Annotated in this window: 9 tRNA genes and 2 rRNA genes; all 11 read left to right on the top strand. The window is 46.9% G+C overall.

Annotation, left to right across the window (positions count from 1 at the left end):
• Window positions 1-120, top strand: a 23S ribosomal RNA gene (locus NC799_RS18275); the annotation flags it as partial.
• A 297-nt stretch (window positions 121-417) separates the two neighbouring features.
• Window positions 418-533 (top strand): 5S ribosomal RNA (gene rrf, locus NC799_RS18270).
• Between the two features lie 13 nt (window positions 534-546).
• A tRNA-Val gene (locus NC799_RS18265) sits at window positions 547-622 on the top strand.
• Between the two features lie 3 nt (window positions 623-625).
• Window positions 626-701, top strand: a tRNA-Thr gene (locus tag NC799_RS18260).
• A 14-nt stretch (window positions 702-715) separates the two neighbouring features.
• Window positions 716-788 (top strand) — tRNA-Lys (locus tag NC799_RS18255).
• Window positions 789-821: 33 nt separating this feature from the next.
• Window positions 822-903 (top strand) — tRNA-Leu (locus tag NC799_RS18250).
• Window positions 904-907: 4 nt separating this feature from the next.
• Window positions 908-982 (top strand) — tRNA-Gly (locus tag NC799_RS18245).
• A 19-nt stretch (window positions 983-1001) separates the two neighbouring features.
• Window positions 1002-1090 (top strand) — tRNA-Leu (locus NC799_RS18240).
• A gap of 29 nt (window positions 1091-1119) precedes the next feature.
• Window positions 1120-1196, top strand: a tRNA-Arg gene (locus NC799_RS18235).
• A gap of 6 nt (window positions 1197-1202) precedes the next feature.
• Window positions 1203-1279 (top strand) — tRNA-Pro (locus tag NC799_RS18230).
• A gap of 17 nt (window positions 1280-1296) precedes the next feature.
• A tRNA-Ala gene (locus tag NC799_RS18225) sits at window positions 1297-1372 on the top strand.
• The last annotated feature ends 169 nt before the right edge of the window (window positions 1373-1541 follow it).

Here is a 1541-nt window from a genome sequence, read left to right as displayed (position 1 = left end):
AGACTTCCCATCATTTTAAATGAGTAAGATCCCTCAGAGACGATGAGGTTGATAGGTCCGAGGTGGAAGCATGGCAACATGTGCAGCTGACGGATACTAATCGATCGAGGACTTAACTAAAAATAAGCCCGCGTAGCTGGACTGAATTAGGAAGTGAAGGCGACCGGTTAAATCCGCCGGGATAAGCAAGACCGCGGAAAGGGTGTGAATTTCTACCCTTGGAGAGGTATTGCTTATAACGAGAGGATTTGGGAGCCGGAACTAGACTGAAAAAGTGAAGGCGACTGTTAAATGTCTTGTACCAACTTCTTATCTAGTTTTCAAGGTATTACAAGAAATATATTGATATTAACTAAAAAATACTTGCATTTTATAATTAATATCAATATAATATATTTTGTCCTTGAAAATAATATGTCTGGTGGCTATAGCAAAGAGGTCACACCTGTTCCCATGCCGAACACAGTAGTTAAGCTCTTTTGCGCCGATGGTAGTTGGGACTTTGTCCCTGTGAGAGTAGGACGTCGCCAGGCTTTATATATGTATGGAGGATTAGCTCAGCTGGGAGAGCACCTGCCTTACAAGCAGGGGGTCGCAGGTTCGAGCCCTGCATCCTCCACCATATGCCGGCCTAGCTCAATTGGTAGAGCAACTGACTTGTAATCAGTAGGTTGGGGGTTCAAGTCCTCTGGCCGGCACCACTTTAGGTAATTGTGAGCCATTAGCTCAGTCGGTAGAGCATCTGACTTTTAATCAGAGGGTCGAAGGTTCGAATCCTTCATGGCTCATCCGGGTTTTTTCACTTAGAAAAAATTCATTATGCGGGTGTGGCGGAATTGGCAGACGCGCTAGACTTAGGATCTAGTGTCTTATGACGTGGGGGTTCAAGTCCCTCCACCCGCATTGCGCGGAAGTAGTTCAGTGGTAGAACACCACCTTGCCAAGGTGGGGGTCGCGGGTTCGAATCCCGTCTTCCGCTCCATAGATACATTATATGCCATGCCGGGGTGGTGGAATTGGCAGACACACAGGACTTAAAATCCTGCGGTAGGTGACTATCGTGCCGGTTCAAGTCCGGCCCTCGGCACCAAATGTTTTTTTGAAAGTGAAACATTTAAAGCGCCCGTAGCTCAATTGGATAGAGCGTTTGACTACGGATCAAAAGGTTAGGGGTTCGACTCCTCTCGGGCGCGCCATTTTTACGGGAAGTAGCTCAGCTTGGTAGAGCACTTGGTTTGGGACCAAGGGGTCGCAGGTTCAAATCCTGTCTTCCCGACCATTTAAATAGTCCATTATGGGGCCTTAGCTCAGCTGGGAGAGCGCCTGCTTTGCACGCAGGAGGTCAGCGGTTCGATCCCGCTAGGCTCCACCATTAATTGATCTTTGAAAACTGAACAAAACAACCAGTATGTTAAAAGAAAAAGTGTAGGCGACTGTTTAATAGCGTACGGATAGATAAGACAGCATGTAGCACTTTGAACTTCAAGTGCGAAATGATGGATTAACTATACGCTAGCTATTGGGAGCCGAAGCTAGATTAG

Origin of the sequence: Aquibacillus salsiterrae (assembly GCF_028416595.1) — a bacterium.
Taxonomy (GTDB): Bacteria; Bacillota; Bacilli; order Bacillales; family Amphibacillaceae; genus Aquibacillus_A; species Aquibacillus_A salsiterrae.
This window is presented reverse-complemented; position numbering and strand designations above follow the sequence as displayed.